26 protein-coding genes are annotated in these 21,362 nt (G+C 42.9%); 20 read left to right on the top strand and 6 right to left on the bottom strand.

Going from position 1 to position 21,362, the window contains the following annotated elements:
- The first annotated feature begins 30 nt into the window (after positions 1-30).
- The 5 genes from pstB (at position 31) to AC5W14_RS02515 (ending at position 4,516) form a co-directional block, all read left to right on the top strand.
- Positions 31-798 carry a phosphate ABC transporter ATP-binding protein PstB gene (gene pstB / locus AC5W14_RS02535; protein WP_496059651.1) on the top strand — a complete coding sequence of 256 codons (768 nt, stop codon included), beginning with the start codon at positions 31-33 and terminating at the stop codon, positions 796-798.
- A gap of 17 nt (positions 799-815) precedes the next feature.
- The gene (gene phoU / locus AC5W14_RS02530; RefSeq protein ID WP_496059173.1) at positions 816-1,469 is read left to right on the top strand and encodes a phosphate signaling complex protein PhoU; all 654 of its coding nucleotides are present in this window, start codon (positions 816-818) and stop codon (positions 1,467-1,469) included.
- A 175-nt stretch (positions 1,470-1,644) separates the two neighbouring features.
- Complete coding sequence (locus AC5W14_RS02525) at positions 1,645-3,660, top strand: chemotaxis protein CheW (protein ID WP_496193688.1); 2,016 nt, start codon at positions 1,645-1,647, stop codon at positions 3,658-3,660.
- 10 nt (positions 3,661-3,670) lie between these two features.
- Entirely contained in the window at positions 3,671-4,135 is a 465-nt protein-coding gene (locus AC5W14_RS02520; protein WP_496059174.1) for a chemotaxis protein CheW, read from the top strand.
- An 18-nt stretch (positions 4,136-4,153) separates the two neighbouring features.
- A complete protein-coding gene (locus AC5W14_RS02515) occupies positions 4,154-4,516 on the top strand; it encodes a response regulator (RefSeq protein ID WP_496059175.1) in 363 nt (120 codons plus the stop codon).
- A gap of 66 nt (positions 4,517-4,582) precedes the next feature.
- On the opposite strand, the gene AC5W14_RS02510 is transcribed toward AC5W14_RS02515, so the two are convergent.
- The gene (locus AC5W14_RS02510) at positions 4,583-5,788 is read right to left on the bottom strand and encodes a DUF418 domain-containing protein (RefSeq protein ID WP_496193619.1); all 1,206 of its coding nucleotides are present in this window, start codon (positions 5,786-5,788) and stop codon (positions 4,583-4,585) included.
- 301 nt (positions 5,789-6,089) lie between these two features.
- On the opposite strand from AC5W14_RS02510, the gene AC5W14_RS02505 reads away from it, so the two are divergent.
- The 7 genes from AC5W14_RS02505 to AC5W14_RS02475 all read left to right on the top strand — a co-directional run bounded on the left by AC5W14_RS02505 (position 6,090) and on the right by AC5W14_RS02475 (position 12,541).
- Positions 6,090-7,217 carry an FtsW/RodA/SpoVE family cell cycle protein gene (locus AC5W14_RS02505; RefSeq protein WP_496193618.1) on the top strand — a complete coding sequence of 376 codons (1,128 nt, stop codon included), beginning with the start codon at positions 6,090-6,092 and terminating at the stop codon, positions 7,215-7,217.
- Positions 7,218-7,303: 86 nt separating this feature from the next.
- A complete protein-coding gene (locus AC5W14_RS02500) occupies positions 7,304-7,945 on the top strand; it encodes an SDR family oxidoreductase (RefSeq protein ID WP_496059178.1) in 642 nt (213 codons plus the stop codon).
- A 125-nt stretch (positions 7,946-8,070) separates the two neighbouring features.
- Positions 8,071-8,604, top strand: coding sequence for a thiol-disulfide oxidoreductase ResA (resA, locus tag AC5W14_RS02495; RefSeq protein ID WP_496059179.1), 534 nt, complete (start codon positions 8,071-8,073; stop codon positions 8,602-8,604).
- A 185-nt stretch (positions 8,605-8,789) separates the two neighbouring features.
- On the top strand, positions 8,790-9,950 hold the full coding sequence (locus AC5W14_RS02490) for a D-alanyl-D-alanine carboxypeptidase family protein (protein ID WP_496193617.1): 1,161 nt from the start codon (positions 8,790-8,792) through the stop codon (positions 9,948-9,950).
- Between the two features lie 13 nt (positions 9,951-9,963).
- Positions 9,964-10,551, top strand: a complete 588-nt coding sequence (locus AC5W14_RS02485) for a CPBP family intramembrane glutamic endopeptidase (protein WP_496059181.1) — start codon at positions 9,964-9,966, stop codon at positions 10,549-10,551.
- Between the two features lie 37 nt (positions 10,552-10,588).
- Positions 10,589-11,950, top strand: coding sequence for a magnesium transporter (gene mgtE / locus AC5W14_RS02480; protein ID WP_496059182.1), 1,362 nt, complete (start codon positions 10,589-10,591; stop codon positions 11,948-11,950).
- Positions 11,951-12,022: 72 nt separating this feature from the next.
- On the top strand, positions 12,023-12,541 hold the full coding sequence (locus AC5W14_RS02475) for a hypothetical protein (protein ID WP_496059183.1): 519 nt from the start codon (positions 12,023-12,025) through the stop codon (positions 12,539-12,541).
- Positions 12,542-12,611: 70 nt separating this feature from the next.
- On the opposite strand, the gene AC5W14_RS02470 is transcribed toward AC5W14_RS02475, so the two are convergent.
- Together AC5W14_RS02470 and AC5W14_RS02465 are read right to left on the bottom strand one after the other, a co-directional pair.
- Positions 12,612-13,055, bottom strand: coding sequence for an RrF2 family transcriptional regulator (locus tag AC5W14_RS02470; protein ID WP_496059184.1), 444 nt, complete (start codon positions 13,053-13,055; stop codon positions 12,612-12,614).
- Positions 13,056-13,198: 143 nt separating this feature from the next.
- Positions 13,199-13,852, bottom strand: coding sequence for a potassium channel family protein (locus AC5W14_RS02465; protein WP_496059185.1), 654 nt, complete (start codon positions 13,850-13,852; stop codon positions 13,199-13,201).
- Positions 13,853-14,285: 433 nt separating this feature from the next.
- Here AC5W14_RS02465 and AC5W14_RS02460 point away from each other — a divergent pair, with 433 nt between their 5' ends.
- From AC5W14_RS02460 to queF, 6 genes are all read left to right on the top strand, one after another.
- A complete protein-coding gene (locus tag AC5W14_RS02460) occupies positions 14,286-14,585 on the top strand; it encodes an IDEAL domain-containing protein (RefSeq protein WP_496059186.1) in 300 nt (99 codons plus the stop codon).
- A 144-nt stretch (positions 14,586-14,729) separates the two neighbouring features.
- Positions 14,730-15,272, top strand: a complete 543-nt coding sequence (gene dcd, locus AC5W14_RS02455; protein WP_496059187.1) for a dCTP deaminase — start codon at positions 14,730-14,732, stop codon at positions 15,270-15,272.
- A 92-nt stretch (positions 15,273-15,364) separates the two neighbouring features.
- The gene (queC, locus tag AC5W14_RS02450) at positions 15,365-16,033 is read left to right on the top strand and encodes a 7-cyano-7-deazaguanine synthase QueC (protein ID WP_496059188.1); all 669 of its coding nucleotides are present in this window, start codon (positions 15,365-15,367) and stop codon (positions 16,031-16,033) included.
- The gene (locus tag AC5W14_RS02445; RefSeq protein WP_496193616.1) at positions 16,033-16,476 is read left to right on the top strand and encodes a 6-pyruvoyl trahydropterin synthase family protein; all 444 of its coding nucleotides are present in this window, start codon (positions 16,033-16,035) and stop codon (positions 16,474-16,476) included. The genes queC and AC5W14_RS02445 overlap by 1 nt, the downstream gene beginning before the upstream one ends.
- Positions 16,473-17,192, top strand: coding sequence for a 7-carboxy-7-deazaguanine synthase QueE (queE, locus tag AC5W14_RS02440; RefSeq protein ID WP_496059190.1), 720 nt, complete (start codon positions 16,473-16,475; stop codon positions 17,190-17,192). Before AC5W14_RS02445 ends, queE begins: the two co-directional genes overlap by 4 nt.
- 45 nt (positions 17,193-17,237) lie before the next feature.
- Positions 17,238-17,714, top strand: a complete 477-nt coding sequence (gene queF, locus AC5W14_RS02435; RefSeq protein WP_496059653.1) for a preQ(1) synthase — start codon at positions 17,238-17,240, stop codon at positions 17,712-17,714.
- Between the two features lie 35 nt (positions 17,715-17,749).
- On the opposite strand, the gene AC5W14_RS02430 is transcribed toward queF, so the two are convergent.
- From AC5W14_RS02430 to AC5W14_RS02420, 3 genes are all read right to left on the bottom strand, one after another.
- The gene (locus AC5W14_RS02430) at positions 17,750-18,160 is read right to left on the bottom strand and encodes a hypothetical protein (RefSeq protein ID WP_496059191.1); all 411 of its coding nucleotides are present in this window, start codon (positions 18,158-18,160) and stop codon (positions 17,750-17,752) included.
- Positions 18,157-18,609 carry a DUF948 domain-containing protein gene (locus AC5W14_RS02425; protein WP_496059192.1) on the bottom strand — a complete coding sequence of 151 codons (453 nt, stop codon included), beginning with the start codon at positions 18,607-18,609 and terminating at the stop codon, positions 18,157-18,159. Before AC5W14_RS02425 ends, AC5W14_RS02430 begins: the two co-directional genes overlap by 4 nt.
- Positions 18,610-18,809: 200 nt before the next feature.
- Positions 18,810-19,103: a 4a-hydroxytetrahydrobiopterin dehydratase gene (locus AC5W14_RS02420; protein ID WP_496059193.1), complete on the bottom strand. Its 294-nt coding sequence runs from the start codon at positions 19,101-19,103 to the stop codon at positions 18,810-18,812.
- 227 nt (positions 19,104-19,330) lie between these two features.
- Here AC5W14_RS02420 and accC point away from each other — a divergent pair, with 227 nt between their 5' ends.
- Together accC and AC5W14_RS02410 are read left to right on the top strand one after the other, a co-directional pair.
- The gene (gene accC / locus AC5W14_RS02415; RefSeq protein ID WP_496059194.1) at positions 19,331-20,680 is read left to right on the top strand and encodes an acetyl-CoA carboxylase biotin carboxylase subunit; all 1,350 of its coding nucleotides are present in this window, start codon (positions 19,331-19,333) and stop codon (positions 20,678-20,680) included.
- 40 nt (positions 20,681-20,720) lie between these two features.
- Positions 20,721-21,350 (top strand): TetR/AcrR family transcriptional regulator, encoded by a 630-nt coding sequence (locus AC5W14_RS02410; protein ID WP_496059195.1) that lies wholly within the window; start codon positions 20,721-20,723, stop codon positions 21,348-21,350.
- The last annotated feature ends 12 nt before the right edge of the window (positions 21,351-21,362 follow it).

Below are 21,362 nucleotides of genomic sequence, written 5' to 3'. Positions count from 1 at the left end.
CAGACTGAGGATAATCGTTCAACCAATCAGATGAAAAAAGAAACAAGCAGTGTTTATAAAGTTGATAAGTTAAATCTCTGGTATGGAAAAGATCAGGCACTGAAAGATATCACGCTCGACATTCCCGAAAAAACAGTAACCGCAATTATCGGACCTTCCGGCTGCGGAAAATCAACATTTATTAAAACGTTGAACCGTCTGACAGAAATGGTGCCGATTGTAAAAACATCAGGTGAGGTTTACTACCGTGATAACAATATTTTTAACAAGAAATTCAGCGTCGAAAAATTAAGAACCAAAGTAGGAATGGTATTTCAAAAGCCGAATCCATTTCCAAAATCCATTTATGAAAATGTGGTGTACGGCCCGAGAATTCACGGGATTAAAGACAAGAAAGTCCTTGATGAAATCGTAGAGAGAAGTTTAAAAGATGCTGCTTTATGGGATGAAGTAAAAGACAGGCTGAAAGAAAATGCGTTTGGCCTTTCAGGCGGACAGCAGCAGAGACTCTGCATCGCACGCTGCCTGGCCATTGAACCAGACGTGTTGTTAATGGACGAGCCGACTTCTGCTCTGGACCCTATTTCTACATTAAAAATAGAAGAGCTTGTTCAGGAATTAAAGAAGAAGTACAGCATCATTATTGTGACTCACAATATGCAGCAGGCAGGTAGAATTTCGGACCGGACCGCCTTTTTCTTAAATGGGGAAGTCGTGGAATACGATGATACCGCTAATATTTTCTCTTCTCCTCAGGATCAGCGGACCGAAGATTATGTATCCGGGCGTTTCGGATAAGAACGGAGGAAAAGCTGATGAGTGTAAGAGGTACGTACGAACAAGAACTGGCTTCCCTGCAGGATGAAGTATTTAACCTTGGCAAGGAAGTTATCCAAACGTTTGAACGTACTATGGAGCTTCTGGATAAAGGGAAGGGTCATCTGCTGCAGGATATTATAGATTATGACAAAGTCATTAATAAAAAAGAGCTGGAGATCCACGATAAAGCGACGCTTATGATTGCCCGGCAGCAGCCGGTAGCTACAGATTTAAGAACAACGATCGTAGCTTTGAAAATATCGAGTGATTTGGAACGAGTCGGAGATCTTACGATTGATATTATAAAAGCCTCCAGACGGATGAGTGTCTTACAGCCGGAGCAGAAGATAGAAGAAATGCGTGAAATGGCTTCTATTGCAATTTCTATGCTGGATCAGGCGCTGTCTGCCTACAAGCATAAAGATTTAATGACAGCCCAGCAGATTGCAGTCATGGATGATAAAGTGGATGCCAAATACAAAACGTTTGTACGCGGACTTTTTGCGATGTCGATTGAGCAGAACGAAATAGAAAATATCGCCCAACTGGCATTTATCGGCAGATATATTGAACGGATTGCAGACTATGCCACGAACCTGGCCGAATGGATTGTCTATGAAGAGAACGGACAGCATTTTGATCTGAATTAAAGAGCACTGCATAAAGGCGCACCTTCATGGGAAGGTGCGTTTTTAATTATTTTCACTGTAATTTTCTACGGACAGGAGGTAGAAATACTTAAATAATCTATAGAGAATGCCGATAGTTAGTAGGAAGGACTCCATAAGCAGCAATGAAATAGAAGATGTGGAGAAGGGAGAAGCTGTGGATAATAAAGAGTATTTAACGTTATTTATTGAAGAAAGCCAGGAGCATCTGCAGGCTGTAAATACACACCTGCTGGAGCTTGAAAAAAATAACAGCAGTAAAGAACTCATCAGTGAAATTTTCCGGTCAGCCCATACACTTAAAGGTATGGCAGCTACCATGGGCTTTGAAGATCTGGCTCATTTAACTCACCAGATGGAGAACGTTCTGGATCAGATTAGAAACGATCAGCTTACAGTGACGCCGCTTATTCTGGATGTTGTATTTGAATCAGTGGATGATCTGGAGTATATGATTAATGACATATCCAGCGGTGGAGACGGTACTAAAAACGTACAAGCCACAGTGTCAAAGCTGGAGGCCCTCCTTACAGGAGATGTTGTCGAAGATACTTCAACTTCAACTCCGGAAACGTCTTACTTGAAGCCGCCGGCCGTGCCCGAATACGATCAGTACGAATGGGCAGTGATTCAGGAGTCCGAGGAACAGGGATACCACGCAGTCTGTCTCAACGTAACGCTCGATGAGCAGACGATGCTGAAAGCAGCACGCGTATTTATGGTGTTTGGCATAGTAGAAAAAGCCGGCGAAGTAATTAACTGCCAGCCGGCTATGGCTGATCTGGAAGCGGAGGCATTTGATAACGAGTTTACGGTAACACTCGTTACAAAAGAAGATCCCGAAAGCCTGCAGTCCCAAATTGCCAATGTCTCGGAAGTGACAAATGTTCATGGGCAGGTTGTAAAGAAAGAACAACAACATTCAGAGGTGTCTTCAAGAACACCTGGTGAACATGAGCAGAAGCCTGCCGGCGGGACACCGGACGTACCCAACAAAACGGAAGTTCCGCAGCGCCAGACCGAAGCGGTGAAAACCGTGCGGGTAAACACTGATCGCCTGGATAAGCTGATGAATTTATTTGAAGAGCTGGTGATTGATAGAGGAAGACTCGAGCAGCTGTCAGCAGAACTAAAGCACAGTGAGCTGACTGATGCAGTAGAACACATGTCCCGTATATCCGGTGACCTGCAGACGATTATACTTACAATGCGAATGATGCCGGTAGAGCATGTTTTCAACCGTTTTCCACGTATGGTCCGGTCTCTTTCCAAAGAACTCGGCAAAAAAATTGAGCTCGAAATTATCGGTGCAGAGACAGAGCTTGACCGCACAATCATTGATGAAATTGGAGATCCTCTCGTACACCTGCTGCGCAATTCACTCGATCACGGGATTGAAACACCGGATGTCCGCAAGCAGGCAGGCAAGCCGGAGACCGGCAGGGTAACGCTGCGTGCTTACCACAGCGGCAACCATGTTATGATTGAAATGGAAGACGACGGGGCAGGTATTAACAAGCAAAAAGTAATAGACATAGCGCTGTCAAAAGGGATTATTAACGCAGAGGATATAGAAAAAAAGTCAGATCAGGATATATACGGTCTGCTGTTTGCCTCCGGGTTCAGCACAGCTGCCGAAGTAACCGATATTTCGGGACGGGGTGTGGGTCTCGATGTAGTAAGAAATACGTTTGAATCGCTTGGAGGGATTGTTTCTGTTGATTCCGAGTACGGAAAAGGATCTGTGTTTTCCATTCAGCTGCCGCTGACACTGTCTATTCTGGACGTTATGCTCGTGGAAGCAGGGTCGGAAAAATATGCGGTGCCGATTTCTTCGATTGTAGAAACGGCTATTATTACGAAAGACAATATTTTTCATTCCCACGGCCAGCGTGTTATTGATTTCCGGGGCAGAATTATTCCGCTGCTTTCGCTGCATCAAGTATTTAACATTCCAGGCTCCCACGAAGAAAACAGCCAGCATTCCATTGTAGTCATCAATAAAGGCGATAAGATAGCAGCTGTCATGGTTGATCATTTAATAGGCAAGCAGGATATTGTCCTAAAATCGTTAGGCCCATTCCTTCCAGATATAGCCTCTATTTCAGGCGCGACTATTTTAGGAGATGGAAACGTAGCGTTAATAGTGGATGTAAATACGTTGATTGCGTAAGGAGGAAATAATGGCATCAGAACAATTGGAACATACACAAGAAGCAGTATTAACAAAAGTAATCGTATTTCAGCTGAACGAAGAAGAATTTGCCATTGATGTCCGCAGAATTCAATCGATTGAAAAGGTAAAGAATATTACCCGGATTCCCGGAGCTTCACCTTCGATAGTTGGTGTTATGAACCTGCGCGGTATTATTACTCCTGTGATTGAAGTAAGAACTCTTTTTCAGCTGGATGCTAAAGAAATGGATGAACATACCCGAATCCTCGTGCTGGTCCGGGAAGAATATGAAGCAGGGCTTATTGTAGACGGGGCTAACGATGTTATGGATATCGATTTAAGCAGCATGGAAGCTTCTCCGGAATCTTCGGGACATAGAAAAAATGAATACGTAGATGGCGTGATTATGATAGAAGGCCGGCTTATTACAATGCTCGATTTGGATAAGCTGATTACTCCATTAATTAAATAAAAGAAAGCAGGGATATATGTGTCTTCAGTATTAGTTGTAGATGATGCCGCCTTTATGAGAATGATGATAAAGGATATTTTAGTAAAAAATCAATTTGACGTAGTAGGAGAAGCCGCCAACGGACAGGAAGCCGTTGATATGTATGAAGAGCTGAAACCGGATCTGGTAACAATGGATATTACGATGCCTGAAAAAGATGGCATTACGGCGTTGAAAGAAATTAAAAGCAGACACAGTGACGCCAACATTATTATGTGTTCTGCGATGGGACAGCAGTCGATGGTTATTGATGCCATTCAGGCAGGCGCTAAAGATTTTATCGTGAAGCCATTTCAGGCGGACCGCGTAATGGAAGCCATTCAAAAAGTAGTCGGAGTATAAAGAAAAAAAGAAATAATAAAAAAGCGGGAGCCCTCCTTTGAAGGCTCCCGCTTTGAATTAACCGCATCAGCGGTAGACCCAGCGTCTCCATAAGTTTTCCAGAGGCCCCTGGCTGAAAGCCAGAAACCAGAAGAATGTTAAAATAACCTGGGCTGTGTATATAATTAAAACGATTAGAATTCCCGTAGATACAGTAACGGTTCCGAATAGCTGCAGGCCGAATCCATAAAAGATAAAGGCACAGACAATAGACTGCAGGAGATAGTTCGTCAGCGCCATCCGGCCGACCAGGGCTATTGGAAACAGCAGGCGTTTAAATGATTCGTTCCGCACAAGCAGTACAATACTTGCTACATAGCCAAGCATTAAAAGCGGGCCTCCGATGTAGTTTATTCCTTCTCCAAAAGACTCTGTCGTCCATGCAGGAAAAGAAGAATAAGAGCTGTTAAGATAGGCATACATAAAGGTTAAAGGAAGTCCGGCTCCCAGGCCGGCCAGACACAATTTTTTCCAAAAGCCCGTGGCAGCCGGAGAGCTATGGAATAATTGTTTTTTAGCGAAATAAAACCCAATAAGAAACAAGCCAAGAATAGAAGGTACGGTAAAAAATATATTACTGAGAATAAGAGGAAGTTCATTGGCCATGCGAAAGCCTAATAGCTCCAAATAGCTTCCTGTACTGTATACGGTTTCTGCGCCGGCAATATCGGTCTGCGCCCTTTCCACGGCAGCACCGCTTGATAAATAATCAGCCGATAAAGTATAACTGAGCGTAAGGAGTGCGGTTAAAAAGACAGCAGAAACAACAATCAGGGAAATCCCCCATACGAGAAGCGTTTTAGCCGAGGCTTTCAGAAAATAAAGAAGGAGAAATCCAGCAACGGCATACGTGTGAAGGATGTCACCGGACCAGATGAAAATAAGGTGAACGAGGCCGAGTATTAATAAAAAGCCAAACCGCCTGAGAAAATAAGGGACAGGCTGTAATCTTTTTTCTGCAAGGCGGGTATAAAAAATATAGGCGCCGAGACCGAATAAAAAAGAAAACATTGGGTAAAACTTACCGACGACCAGCCAGTTTATAAGAAATTGGAACCACTCATCCATTCGGCTTAAAGGCAGCAGCGACTCCGTGCCCGGAAAACTCTGCAGCTGCAAAGCCGGGGATTTAAAAAAAGCCATATTGGCTAACAAAATTCCAAAAAGAGCGAAACCGCGGATAATATCGAGCGATACGATACGTTCATTGGAGCGTGGAGTCAAAGAAGTCATAGAGTTCCTCCTGGATTATGTATAGCTTTTCTTATTTCATAGTACACGGTTATCATGCGCAGGACAATCACATTTCTTCCATTTTCATACAAGTGGCATGCGTGACAAACAGCGGCGTTTGGTACGGATGCCGCCTGCCTTCTTTACTGAAACATTCATTTAAATGGAAAAGGCTGTACTGTTAGTATAGAGAAGAGTATATTATATATCAGCGGTTCTGCAATATAATTAATTTAAAAGGATATGGTGATGAAGATTGAACGGAAATTATCCTTCAACTGAAAAGCAGTATGATATTAACATGTTTTTTGTACTGTTTTTGTTTGCAGTCATTAGTTGTTTTTATATTTATTTTGCCCAGCAGATGGGCCAGTATGACACTAATTTTTATATTAGACAGGGAATATTTTTTCTTATGGCCTTTGCTGTTGCTTTTGCTGTTGTTCATTTTGATTATGAATATTACTTGAATATGCATTGGGTTCTTTATGGGTTTGGTCTGTTTCTGCTTCTGGCTCTGGATATTATCGGCCCTAATGAAATGATTGCACCATTAACCAATGGAGCCGTCAGCTGGTTTACGCTGCCTGTTATCGGGTCGGTTCAGCCATCTGAGCTGATGCGGATTATATTGATTATTACGCTTAGTGCTATTATCTACCGGCACAATCAGCGGTTTAAAGACAACTCTTCTTTAAAAACAGATTTTCAACTGCTTGGAAAAATGATCCTGCCTATTCTTCCCGTTGTGCTTCTTCTGGCAAGACAACCGGATATGGGAAGCGTCATGCTGATTGCAGCCATCTTTATTGCGTTGATGGTTGTTTCAGGAATTTCCTATAAAATCGTCAGTGTATTGATTGGCGTTCCTCTAGTAGGATTTGCTGTATTTATCTTTTTATTCTTTCAAATACCTGCTGTTCTCGATGCTACGTTATTTGCTCTCATGGATCAATATCAGGTGAACCGTATTAACGGCTGGCTGAACCCGTTTGAATATGCAGATGAAGGTTTTCAGACAGTGAGGGCATTAACGGCCATTGGTGCGGGGCAGCTGCTCGGAACAACGGATGATTCCATTTACATCCCGGAGGCGCATACCGATTTTATTTTTGCAGTTATCGGTTCTATGCATGGCTTTCTCGGTGGAGCTATGGTGATTACTTTATACTTTGTACTTTTGTATCAAATTTTAATGATCGCTTTCCGCTCCAATCATGCGTTTGGTAAATACCTGTGCGCCGGGTTTATCGGTATGCTTGCCTTTCAGATTTTCCAGAACATCGGGATGAGCCTCGGACTGCTTCCTGTCACGGGCTTCACGCTCCCTCTGTTAAGCTATGGAGGCAGCTCCGTTATTGCAACCATGTTTGCACTCGGGATGATTATGAGCATCCGCTACCACTCCAAATCGTATATGTTCGATTAAAGAAGCTGCCTCTTTAAAAGGCAGCTTCTTTACCTGTACAGAACCTAAAGAGCGTTTTATACTTAAAAGAAAAGGGGCGAGGTTGCATGAATATTTTGATCGTAGGGGCAAATGGCAAAATTGCAAGGCAGCTGATTAAGAAACTTGCCGAAGAGGAGAAATATCATATTACAGCAATGATTAGAAAAGAAGAGCAGGCAGCAGAGCTTAAAGAATTAGGGGCGGATGAAACGATTGTCTCCAATCTGGAAGGCAATATATCCGCAGTGTTTGAGGCACAGGAAGCTGTTGTATTTGCGGCGGGGTCGGGAGGCCACACAGGTGCGGACAAAACGATACTAATTGACCTGTGGGGAGCAAGAAAAGCGATAGACGCTGCCAAAGAACATGGAGCCCACCGTTTTCTGATGGTTGGATCGATGCGTTCAGTCAATCCGGACGAAGGACCGGACAATATGAAACACTATTTTGTAGCCAAGAAGCTTGCAGATGAATATTTACAGCACAGCGATCTTAATTACACGATTGTAAGGCCCGGCAGACTGACTGATCATACGCCTTCCGGCAGAATCAGCACAGATTCCGCTCTGGATGATTCGGGGGAAGTGACAAGAGCGGACATAGCAGAAGTGCTGGCGCAGAGTATTCAAAATGAGGCCACCTTTTATAAGGCGTTTGATGTAGTAAATGGAGAGACAGAAATTAATAAAGCTCTCCGGTCTATTTAAAAAGCCGGAGATTTTCCGGCTTTTTTTAAAACGGTTTCAATAAACGGACAGGAGGACTTGAATAACTCTGTTCCTTCATGAGAAACTAAAGAGAAAAGAAGCACTTTTAAATAGGGGAGATACATATGAATAAAAAAAAGCGCCGTTTTCTGATGCGGCTTTCCATACTCAGTGTTCTGGCAGTGGTGCTGGGTTATGTTTTTTACACCAACTTTATGAGTGACGAACAAACGGCAGTGACTGCAGGAGAAACCGCTCCTAATTTCCAGCTTACTAATATGGACGGAGAACAGGTGCAGCTGGAAGACTACAGAGGCAAGGGAGTCTTTTTAAACTTCTGGGGTACCTACTGTCCGCCGTGTGAAAGAGAAATGCCTTATATGGAGAATCAGCACCAGGCTTTTGAGGACCGCGGAGTGGAAGTGCTGGCAGTAAACGTAGCGGAAACAGAGCTGGTTGTATCGCGATTTTCAGACAGGCATCAACTAAGCTTTCCTATTGTGCTGGATAAAAACCGCAATGTGGTGGACAGTTATGGAATAGGACCGCTCCCCTCCACTTTTCTTATAGATGAAAATGGAGTGGTGCAGGATATTATTACAGGTTCCATGACCGAAGAAACAATTAGAGAGTATATGGAACAAATCGAACCGGCCTGAGAGAGTGTATCTTCTGGCCGGGCTTTTTATTTAGAACAGTAAAAACGAGCGGAACACATATCAAATGGAGCGGAAATACCGTTATGATGGTATATTAGAAAGTAGCCTGAAAAAAAGACTGCAGGCAAACGATACGAAGTACCGGCTGAAGGGAGCGAAACAGCATTAATACACAAAAAAGACCGTTGAACAAACTGTTTATCATAATCACAGCGATGCTCGTTCTGCTGCATTTTCCCGGCCTGGCCGCAGCTGAAGACGAAGACCGGATCAATCATCTGAACAGTGAAACTGCTGTGCTGATGGATGGAGAAACCGGACAGATTTTGTTTGACAAAGATGCAGACAAACGCATGTACCCGGCTTCCATTACGAAGATTGCCTCTGCTATAATGACGCTCGAAACTGGAAATGTAGAAGAAAACACAACGATCAGCAGAGAAACGACAGAAGTAGAAGGAACCTCGGTGTATCTGGTGGAAGGAGAAACCCTTTCAATAGACCAGCTGGTAAAAGGAATGCTGATCAATTCCGGCAATGACGCAGGATCTGCGATTGCTGAACATTATTCCGGCTCCGATGAAGCATTTGCAGAAGAGATGACGTCTTACCTTAAAGAAAAAACAGGAATAGAAGATACTTCTTTTAAAAATCCACACGGCCTTCATCATCCGGATCACTATACTACCGCTTCCGATATGGCGGAAATCACAAAGTATGCGATGGAAAATGAGGAATTCCAGGAGCTTTCTGAGACGAAAGAGTTTGCCTGGAACAGCGAAGGGTGGGACACAACGATTGTAAACCACCACCGCCTTCTTTTCAGCAATGAAAATGTAACAGGAGGAAAAAATGGTTTTGTAAGAGCCGCAGGAAATACCCTCGTAACAACGGCAGAAAAAGACGGGCAGGAATTAATTGCTGTAGTCCTGAACGCTGATGGCAGTACGAATGCGGATGCAGACACGACGGCTCTTTTAAATGAAGGGTTTACAGCATTCGAAGAGCGTGAAATAGAAAATGGAGTCATGGAAGCAGAAGATGGCATAGAATATGATATTCCTTTCCTTGAATATCAGGTCAGAAAAGACGCCCGCGTAGAGGTACTGGTGAAAGAAGGAGGATTTTTAACGGTTTTGGATGAAGAGAACAGACAGATATTTGTACGCGAGGTAGAAGCCCTTCCCGGTCAGGAAGAAATGATAGAAGAAAATATGGCTTCTATGGAAACTCCGGGAGAAACGTTTCTTGATTTCTTTCTGGAAAAACGCGGCAAAACCTCTCCAACTATTGCCGGAGTGATTCCGGAAATGCTGCAGTATCAATTTAACTATTTCACACCATAAAGGAAAGACGCCTATGACACATGATATTTCCTTAAAAGATGTATGGATCAGCTTTCTGCTGTTTGTACTGGCTGGGTATGCGGTTCTCTTTTTTCTGTTTGGATTTTCCTCCGGTGCCTATATTGTTTCTTTATTTGATATTGGAAATGTTGGTACAGAAATTCTGGCAGGAACAGGAGCAGGTCTGCTCAGCGCCGGTGTACTTCTCGCCCTTTATAAATGGACCGCCCTAGAGCTTCCCGACAATCAATACACCGCTCTAATTCAATCTCTTCTTCATAAAAAGTACGGAGTGACTACTATTGCGGCAGGAGCAGGTATCTCGGAAGAGTTTTTGTTCCGGGGAGTGCTTTTAGGCGTGCTGGCTTTATATATTGGGGGCCTGCCGGCACTATTTATTGTGTCGGTCTTGTTTATGCTTGTGCATATCCCCCAGTACAGAGGGAGCATAGCAGCTCATGCAGTCGTCTTATGCATAGGCCTGCTGCTGGGAGGACTGTTTCTATTATTTGGCACGTTGTGGGCGCCGATTATAGCTCATGCCGTGTATAATGGCCTTCTGGGCTTTACAATGAAACAGGCATCTCCGGAAAAAGTGTAAAAAATAGAAAACAGTATATAGGAAAGGAGGAGGCTCTGTGATTGAACTGAACGATGAAACAAAAGAAGACTATGTCAAAAAAATTGTAGAAGCGCTGGAGCAGGAAAAGATCAGCATATTCCGGGAGATATTTCTGGATTTTCATCCTACTGACCAGGCTGAAATTTTCAATAATCTGGAACCGGAGCAACGTGGGCTCGTTTATAAGTACTTAAGCCCAGAAGAATTTTCCGAAATATTCGAAAGTCTGGATATTGAAGAGCAGAAAGAAGCGGCTCCCGAGTTGAGTAAAGATTATGCTGCTGATGTGTACAATAATATGTCTGCCGATGACGTAGCTGATTTCCTGGGGGAACTACAGCAGCCAAATGTACGGGAAATTCTTGGCTCAATGGACAAAGAAGAGGCCAGGGAAGTACAGGAACTTCTGCTGTACGATGAAGAGACAGCAGGTTCGATTATGACAAAAGAATTTATTTCATTAAAATCCTCTTCTACAGTAGCGGAAGTTATCGATCTTCTCCGTAAAGAAGGTCCGGAAGCAGAAACGATTTATTACTTGTATGTAGTTGATGAAGATGGACGCCTTGCCGGTGTAGTATCGATACGTGATTTGATCACTGCCTCCTCTGAAGAGCAGGTTGAAAATATAATGAGCACAAGAGTTGTGTCGATCCACGTTAAAACAGATCAGGAGGAAGCGGCCCAGCTGATTCAACGATATGATTTTCTGGCAGCCCCTGTGATCACGGATGACAACACGCTGGTAGGAATTATTACAGTCGATGATGCACTGGACGTACTCGAAGAGGAAGCAACAGAAGATTTTGGGGAAATAACGGCCTCCAGAGGTTCCACAGATATTAACATTACTTCTTATCAGGCAGCAAAAATGAGGACGCCCTGGATTATTCTGCTTATGTTTTTCGGACTGGGAACGGCTGAAGTAATCAACCGTTTTGAGAGTACATTGGAAACAGTAGTACTGCTTGCGGCTTTTATCCCCCTTATTATGGGATCTGCCGGAAATACAGGAACGCAGTCACTGGCAGTATCTGTAAGGTCACTTGCCATTGGAACTTCTCATAAAAAAGGACTGATCCGCACCATTTGGAGGGAGTTCGCGACAGGTCTTCTTATTGGCGGCGTATCAGGCCTTGCTATTTTAGTATTGATTGGTACGTTTTATAATGATTATACGCTTGGATTGATCGTCGGCGGGTCCATCGTCTTATCACTCGGAACGGCCAGTGTCATTGGAATGACGATCCCCCTTATTATTAATAAAATGAATTTAGATCCGGCTATCGCATCCGGCCCGTTCATCACGACGTTAAATGATATTATCAGCCTGCTGATTTATTTCACAATAGCTACATCTTTTCTTCAATACATGTAGATAGAACAGCGGCATATACGTTAAAATAGGATATAAATAATCAGGATGGTAATGGAGAAAGGATGGAAGAGGATGGAAGGACCATTTGGTTTCTCATATGAAAAGAATCAGCGGGAGACCGCGTCGAATATCGAGCCCTGGAAATATACGGTACAGGAAATGATGAACGAAATGATCGTCTCCTCCCTATCTGCCTCTGCTCAGGAAAGAACGCCATCATTTTTGCTCGGCAAATACAAAGGATACTGGCAGCAGATGGTTTCCCCGCAGTGGTTTCATTACCACGCCTCCTATTACTTATGGATGGCCCATACGTCCGGTACGCTGCTTCCGCTTTTAGAGAAAGAAGAGGGCAGGCTGGAAGGGTGGCTGATGTACCGGACATCCGGAGATAGAGAGGGATTCTCCATACCGATCGTCCAGAATTCGCATGAACGGACATTGTATGTGTTTGAAAACAATTATACAGAACTCGAGCGTATTGCTCGTGCAGCTGAAGCAATGATGACTGCTGCCGGTGAAAAGCGCCGATTCGTAAATGTACATTCTGTTGAAAATGGCAAAAGTCTCCGCTATAAAAGATACGCCTGAAAAACGCCCAGCCTTGGATCGGCTGGGCGTTTTTTTAATAGTTTCCATACAATAGCGGGGTGTGGATGGATTACGTATGAAGTGCCGTTTGAAATAAAGAAAAAAGACGGGTGTTGTTTGCTGTAACGTCTTCCAGCGTATATTGATCAAGCACAGCGAGATAAGCTGTAAGAGCTTCCCGCAACGCAGACTGAAGTTCACAGCCTCCAGCGAGAAGGCAGGTATTTTCAGAGGAAAAGCACTCGACCATGTGAAAGTTATCCTCCGTCTGTCTGACGACCCAGCCGATATTAATTTCATCAGGCTCAGCGGATAAGCGTATTCCACCGTTCCGGCCTTTGACTGTTTCAATTAAATGCAGCTTTGATAATTCATGGCCCACTTTAGTTAAATGATTATAAGAAATAGAATATGCTTTGGATATTTCTTTAATGCTGGTCAGTTTTTCTCTGTCGACCGTTGCTAGATACATCAGAGTACGCAATGAGTAATCTGTATATGAAGTTAAGCGCATGAATATCCCCCGTTCTTTTTGCTGGTAACTCCAATAGTACCATAAAGTAAGAAACAGAAAAATCTTTTTGCCTTAACAAGAATCAAGGCTGTTTCTCTGAATGCGCAGCTCGTCTGCAGCAGGGATTATTATTTATATACTTGCTAGTTGGTGTCTTCAAAGCGCTTTAAATCGTTTTTCTGGCCGATCACAATAAGAATATCGCCGGCTAATATATCGTCTTCTGCAAGTGGAGAGATATTGATTTGTTTTCTGCGTTTAATTCCTAAAATGGTTACTCCGTATTTAGCACGAATATCCAAATCCAGCAGCGTTTTGTTATGCATTGACTTTGGAGCGGTGATTTCAACAATGGAATAATCTGCAGAGAGCTCAATATAATCAATTACTTTATCTGATACGAGATGCTGGGCAATTCGATGGCCCATGTCATGCTCTGGATGAATGATTTTGTCCGCACCGATTTTATCCAGTACTTTATGATGATAGTAGTTCTGTGCTTTTGCCCATACGGATTTAACACCCATTTCTTTTAATAACAGCGTACATAGAATACTGGCCTGAATATTGTCTCCGATAGCGACAATAACATGATCGAAATTAGCAATGCCGAGCTTTCGCAGTGCTTTTTCATCAGTGCCGTCTGCCACGGCACTGTGCGTGGAACAATTGGTGATTTCATTTACCTTGGACGAGTTGATATCTACAGCCAGCACTTCGTGGCCGAGTTTAAATAACTCTGTGCTGACGCTTACGCCAAATCTCCCCAATCCAATAATAGCAAATTGTTTCTTCAATATTAGCTCTCTCCCCGTTTATGCTGATAGGTATCTGGTAAGCAGCAGCTGAGCTGTCTGCGTCAATTCTATATGTAATGTACTCTTGCCGTATTCCTTTGTCAATAAACAGCATTAATTTTTCCTTTGTTCCGTAAACTCTGAATTCCCTGGAAAGATTAATAATATCGGAAAAATCAAAATACATAAAATAAATAACCTTCTACCCCCTTTTGAGTTTTAACGTTATCATGTATAATGTAGGAAAGCGCATACAAAAAATTGACAGTCACTCTTTTTTACTTAAAAGAAAGCAGATGCAAACGTTTATTCTATCGAAAAGGTGGGTATAAATGAGTATCATCAACTGCTACTTAACTCACGACGGAAACCAGCCTTTGTTATTATATAAGAAGCCGATAATCCAGATAAAAGGATAGGGGGTTTGAGAAAGATGTTACATCCAACTCACGAACAGCATTTTATGAAAAAAGTGAAATCTGCAAAGTATGGCAGAAGACCATCCAGGCAGGTGCTTCAGTCATTATACGCGCAAATGACACTCGAATATGCTCTGTTTGACTCCAACTATGAAAGGCTGCGCAGGTTAATTGACGATTCGCTTGATCAAAAAGACGCCGGCCAGTTTAAGATACTCACTGACCAGTACAATGAATTGATTCACGAGTATGAACACGGAAAAATCATTCAGGAGCAGGGATACGAGCTGGAACTGGATTTTAAATTTAATTAGAAAAGCCGCTTCTTAGGAAGCGGCTTTTTTTGTGGCCCGGTAAATCTTATTTTCTTTTCGGCGGGTTCAGGAATTATACTGGCATTAGGCCTCTAGTTTTACTATACTCAATAAAGAAGAGGAAATGAAAAGGTGGCGTATGAATTGATACTATCTGATATAACGATCCGTGAAATGATGAAGAATAAAGAATTAACAATTGAACCATGCAGTGAGGAACAAATCCAGCCGGCTTCAGTAGATATCCGCCTGGGCCATCATTATTTAAAAATTGATGAAAATGCAATTGCTTCCATCAACCTGAATGAACCTGCAAAATATGTGGAATTTGAAAGCGATGAAGTGATTATCCCTCCGCACTCTTTTCTGCTGGCAACAACGCATGAATACATAAAACTTCCCAATCATTTAACTGCTTTTGTAGAAGGCAGAAGTTCCATTGGAAGAATGGGCCTGTTTATTCAAAATGCAGGCTGGGTGGACCCCGGCTTTGAAGGGGAAATTACGCTTGAGTTGTACAACGCCAACCGCCTGCCTATTATTCTGCAGTCCGGCCGCCGAATCGCCCAGCTTGTGTTTGCCTCTATGGATCAGGAAGCAGGAGTACCTTATAACGGCAAATACCAGGGACAGCGTAAAGCTGTCGGGAGCCAGGTTTATTTGGATAAAGAAAGAAAGCAGCCGTAAAACGGCAGGGCGAGTACCTAATGTCTGCGTAAAGGCAGTCGTGATATAATGAACAAATAATCAGCCTAAACAAAATAGGAAGTGAAAAGACATTGAGTTTAAAAAATGAAAGTGCCGTTATCGTTTTCAGCGGCGGACAGGACAGCACGACCTGCCTTTTTTGGGCTCTTGAACAATTCAAAGAAGTGATTGCGGTTACGTTTGATTATGGCCAACGTCACTCTGAGGAGCTGAAAGCAGCTTCTGACATTGCAGATGACTTGAATATTGAACATCATATACTTGATATGACATTATTGAATCAGCTTGCTCCCAATGCACTTACGAGAGACTCTATAGAAGTGAAGGCAGGAGAAGACGGAGAGCTTCCATCTACTTTTGTAGAGGGCAGAAACCTGCTCTTCTTTTCCTTTGCAGCTATTGTCGCCTCTCAAAAGGGAGCCAAACATATAGTGACCGGCGTATGTGAAACGGATTACAGCGGGTATCCAGACTGCCGGGACGCATTTGTAAAATCGTTAAATGTCTCTTTGAATTTAGGTATAGGTAAAGACTTTGTTATCCATACACCGCTTATGTGGCTGGACAAAAAAGAAACCTGGAAGCTTGCAGATGATCTGGGGCAGTTAAATTATGTGCGTGATAACACACTGACGTGTTATCATGGCATACGTGGACAAGGGTGTGGAGAATGCCCTGCCTGTAAACTTCGGCGAGCAGGACTCGACCAATATAGGAGAGAAAAGGAACGGGAGTTATAATGCTTCATCAATTTTATCCTCAGGTACCGCATGAGTACCGATATGAACTGAATAAAGACATGCATCTGGCCGCTGCTCATTTTATTCCAAGTGAAGCGGCTGGGAAGTGTCAGGATATACATGGGCATACCTACGTAATAAACATTACCGTTGCTGGAGATCAACTAGACAGCAGCGGATTTTTGATTGATTTCAAAATACTGAAATCGTTAATTCACCGTCCGTTTGACCATACGCTGTTAAACGATCATGAATTATTCTCTGATAAAGAAGACAGCTGGTCATTTCCAACAACAGAAGTAATCGCCGGCCGGTTTTGGAAGCTTATTCAAACAGAACTGAACCAGCTTCCCAACCAGCCTAAATGTATCCAGCTTCTCGTAAGAGAAACGCCAACGAGCTACGTCGTATTCCGGCCGAAGAAAGAAGATTTCATTATATGAAAAAGATACCGGTTTTGGAAATATTCGGCCCGACTATACAGGGAGAAGGCATGGTTATCGGGCAGAAAACGATGTTTGTCCGCACAGGCGGCTGCGATTACAGATGCAGCTGGTGCGATTCTGCGTTTACATGGGATGGCTCGCAGAAGGCGGAAGCTATGGATGCTGCATTGATTGTAGATAAGCTTTATGAAAAGGGATCGAATCTTTTTACCCATGTAACAATTTCCGGGGGAAATCCCGCGATTCATCCAGGGATTCAATCCCTGGTGGAAGAACTACAGAAAAAAAACATGCAGACAGCAGTGGAAACTCAGGGGAGCATATGGGCAGAATGGATGATGGCTATCGATGAAGTGACGATATCACCAAAGCCGCCCAGCTCTTTAATGAAAACAGACTGGGAGAAGCTGGATTATTATATACACCGGCTTCAGGAAAGAACAAACCAAACATTCAGCTTAAAAATTGTTATATTCAATGAAGACGATTTGAGCTATGCGGATGAAGTGCACACACGTTATCCGGACGCTCCTATGTTTTTGCAGGTGGGTAACGATGACCTGGAAGAAAAAGAACCTGACATGCTGAGAGATCATCTGCTGGGACGATACGAGTGGCTGATTAATCAGACGATGGGTGATGCGAGATGGAATAATGTTAAAGTACTTCCACAGCTGCATACTCTACTATGGGGAAATAAACAAGGCGTATAGGCCATTAGATAAGGAGAGGTTATTTTGTCTGAACGAAAGACAGGAATGGATGATTTAACATTATTGGGAAACCAGCAGCAGGAGGGACAGCAGTTTGAATACGATCCTGCTCTGCTGGAAACGTTTGAGAATAATCATCCCGGCAGAGATTACTTCGTGAAATTTAACTGCCCGGAATTCACCACTCTCTGCCCAATGACCGGGCAGCCCGATTTTGCAACGCTTTATATCAGCTATATACCTGATATTAAAATGGTGGAAAGCAAATCGCTGAAGCTTTATTTGTTCAGCTATCGAAACCACGGCGGATTTCATGAAGATGCAATAAACACGATAGTGAATGACTTAGTAGAACTCATGGATCCCCGTTATTTAGAAATCTGGGGTAAATTTACTCCACGCGGCGGGATTTCCATTGATCCTTACGTAAACTACGGAAAAAAAGGCACAAAGTTTGAAGATATGGCATATCATCGATTAATGAATCATGACATGAATCCGGAAACAATTACGAATAGATAACAAAAAGCATCTGCCGTAGTGGCAGATGCTTTTGTTTAGATGTGCTCAGCATACACTTTATTTTGAGCGTCGCGGTTGGCTACCTTTTCTGCGTCTTCTTTCAACCCGTTCATTTCACCGCGGATTAACTCGTAGCGGATTTGTCCGGATTGATAAAATTTGTCGCGTTTGGCCTGCTTTTTCGCCTGCTTTGCTGCTTTTTTGTTTTGAACTTCCAGCTTCTTTTGTTCTTTTTTCTGCTGTAATTCCTCAAGCTTCTCTGTTTTTGCTTCCTGGAAGCTTGTTTTTTTCTGCTGTGCTTTTTCTACGGTTTGAGCACGGAACTCTTTGCCCTGAACAGGGGCTGTTAAAAGAGTTAAAGCAAAAGATAAAAGAAAACCAACGCTCAGGCCGGTTACGAAAGTAGGTTCGTCAGAACGATTTTCTTTTACTCCGGCACTGGTCATACAGAAGCATTCCCTTGGTGGCTGCCTTCTTTAAGCGCTTTACGCTTTTGGAAAAGGTAATAACCTAATGCAGCAGCTCCATAAATGCCTCCCAGATCCTTCTGCTTCGTTGTTTCGTTTCCTTCAGTCGTGTTTTTCTTCATAGAAGCTGTAACATCTACGAGAGAGGAAGAAACTTTTCTTGTAGCTTCACCGGCATCTCCAATGATGTAGAAAAGAGGGCTTAATGCTCCCATTTTTTCGTTCAAGTCATCAATGGTGGTATTGCTGCTGTTGAGAATGCTTTCCGTATTTTTCATAACATCGTCAAGCTGTGATGGAAGTTTCTCCACGGTTTTATCGACATTGCTCAGTACGCTTGTCAAATTGCGCAAAACGATAATGAGAAAAATAACTAAAATAGCAAAAGCGATACCAAACACTAATACTCCAATTCCTATTAAATCCATGCCTTTGACCTCCCAAATAGTAATTATAACCATCATAGCCTTTCTTAAAGAAAAAAGAATAAGCTATTATGTATACCTTTATACGTACCCCTGCGAGTCCGGCTCTAAACTAAAAGAACAGGCACCAGATGAATAAATACTGTTTTTTAATAAGGACAGCAGGCAGTATGCAGTAAAGGTATAGTGTATTGTATCACACCTTACGATGACTGTTGATCAAAGATTTTGTTATACGCTTCGGCTGAATCTACGTCTTTCATAGTGATCCCGCCGGCGTCATGGGTGGAAAGACGTATCGATATATTTGTATAATTAATGATTATCTCCGGATGGTGCTGCACGCTCTCGGCATGTTCAGCAAGTTGATCAACAAAGCGGATCCCGGATAAAAAATCATCAAACTGATAACGCTGTTCCAGTGTTTTAGCATCTTTACGTTCCCAGCCTTGAAGGGCCTGCAGTTGAGTTTCGATTTCTTCGTTATTCAATGTCATTATTTACTCCTCTCTAAAAATGTTATAGGACCCAATATATAGACGTGTATTACTAGAGATATTTCCTAAACTGCTTACATATAAACCTCATGGAAAAACCGTATAAAAAAAACCTTGTAGATAGAGAGCGGATTCATTAAAATAAGAGAAGAGGGAATATATTTAATTGGGGGAGACGGACCAGTCGGTCTAATATATAAAGATAGTAATGAGAGGAGTGGTTTGGATTGTTTAAACGGATTTTAGTTGCAAACAGAGGAGAAATAGCGGTTCGTGTTATTCGTGCCTGCAAAGAAATGGGCATTGAAACGGTAGCAATCTTTTCAGAAGCCGACCGTGAAGCCCTGCATGTCATGATGGCAGACGAGGCTTATTGTGTTGGTCCTTACTCATCAGCCGAGAGCTATTTGAAAAAGACAAATATTATCTCAGCTGCATTAATGACGGGAGCAGAAGCTATTCATCCCGGTTATGGATTTCTTGCAGAAAATGCGGAATTTGCTGAAATCTGCAAAGACCACGATATTACTTTTATCGGCCCATCATCAGAAGCAATTAATAAAATGGGGGCAAAATCCAGCGCCAGGGAAACGATGAAAGCTGCAGGAGTTCCTATTGTACCTGGAACGGAAGGGCTTATTGAAGATGAAAAGAAAGCGTTGAAGGTTGCAAATGAGATCGGTTACCCGGTTATCGTAAAAGCTTCAGCCGGCGGCGGCGGCAAAGGAATGAGAGTAGCTGGAAGTGAAGAAGAACTCGCTAAAGCTATCAGCATGGCTAAACAGGAGGCCCAGACTTCCTTTGGCGATGCCAGTGTCTACTTAGAGAAATATATAGAAGAACCGCGTCACGTGGAAATTCAGGTAATGGCTGACAGCAAAGGAGCTGCTGTGCACTTTGGAGAAAGGGACTGCTCGATTCAAAGGCGCCACCAAAAATTGGTGGAAGAAGCTCCCTCTCCTGCTCTTGACCAGAAAACACGTAAGCAGATGGGTGACGCAGCCGTAAAAGCGGCAAAAGCCGTTGACTACTGCGGAGCCGGAACGGTTGAATTTTTACTGGACAAACATAAAAATTTCTATTTTATGGAAATGAATACGAGAATCCAGGTCGAGCACCCTGTAACAGAAGAAGTAACAAATACAGATTTAATTAAAGAACAGATTTCTGTAGCATTTGGAAACCCGCTTTCTATGAAACAGCGTGATATTAAAGTGGAGGGATGGGCCATCGAATGCCGGATCAATGCGGAAAATCCGATGAAAAAATTCATGCCTTCTCCAGGACGGATTGAAACATATCTGCCACCGGGTGGTTTCGGCGTCAGGGTGGACAGTGCTGTATATCCAGGCTATACCATCACCCCCCATTATGATTCGATGGTAGCCAAAGTGATCGTGCGTGGAAAAACGCGGGAGGAAGCCATAGCGAGAATGAAGCGGGCTTTATCAGAATTTGTAGTGGAAGGCGTGTATACGACGATTCCATTCCATATAAGACTTTTAAATCATCCAGCTTTTGAGGATGGGGATTTTAACACAGGGTTTTTGGAACAGTACAACATAATGGAGGATTAGGTTCATCTGCCGTCCTTCTAGAAAGAGCAGGTGAGTTAACTTGCCTTCAAGATCAACGAAGCAGCGCATAACAGACTCTGCATTAAAGCTGTTTGAAGAATTCGGCTTTCATGCAGTAACCGTTGACACGATAGTTAAAGACAGCAGTACGTCTAAAGGAGGCTTTTATCATAATTTCCGTTCCAAGGATGAACTGCTCTACACAATTCATGATTCATTTATAACTTATGTGATAGATAAAGCTGTAGAAGCCCATGACGTGAATGAAACACCTGCTGAAAAACTATACGAAACGGTCCGTTCGTTTGTGAAAATGTTTGAAGTATACCGTCCTCATGTCACCGTGTTTTATCAGGAAAGTGTGTATTTATCCCCGGAATTTTATGAGAATATCAAAAAGAAACGTAAAAAGTACAAAGATCTTATGTTTAAAGTAGTACAGGAAGGTAAAGAAGCAGGCGAATTCCGTGAAGAGCTGCCGGTTCCAATTACATCCATGGCGATATTTGGAATGATCAACTGGACGTATAAATGGTATAAGGCGGAAGGGGAATATTCCATTCAGGAAATAGCCGATATTTACGCCGATTTAATTATGCATTCCGTTCTTACTGAAGAAGCCAGGCAGAATCCGGATTATCAATATTTTTTTTATCGGCCATCTAATTAAAGGAGTGAACAG

The sequence above is a fragment of the Sinobaca sp. TMA16-18 genome (assembly GCF_059510535.1).
Note: the sequence above shows the minus strand (reverse complement) of the source record. Positions and strands in the feature narration are given on the sequence as shown.